The organism is Alkalihalophilus lindianensis, from assembly GCF_032843265.1.
GTDB classification, from domain to species: Bacteria; Bacillota; Bacilli; order Bacillales; family Bacillaceae_D; genus Alkalihalophilus; species Alkalihalophilus lindianensis.
Genome location: NZ_JAWJBA010000680.1, coordinates 1 through 253 on the forward strand (window position 1 = coordinate 1; position 253 = coordinate 253).

Consider the following 253-nt stretch of genomic DNA (forward strand, 5'->3'; position numbering starts at 1 on the left):
CGCCTTTTAGCAGGAAAAATCTGCAGGATGTGTTCATTCGTTATCCACTTTGGGCCATGAAAAATCGGCCAATGCATATTAGCGAAGGTAATATGGTTAGAACCGGAGAGCACCAAAAACCAGGACCGCCGACACAAAGCAACAAAGATACATCACAGAGTAAGAAGGGGAATCAGCAATGAAGAAACAGTATCTTTCTTTATTAGTACTGATTAGTGTCGTTCCGTTGCTTGGAGGGTGTTGGAATCAGCGG

General features: G+C 43.9%; 1 pseudogene. It reads left to right on the top strand.

Annotation, left to right across the window (positions count from 1 at the left end):
* A pseudogene (locus RYX56_RS23885) lies at window positions 1-182 on the top strand (spore germination protein); the annotation flags it as partial.
* Between the last annotated feature and the right edge of the window lie 71 nt (window positions 183-253).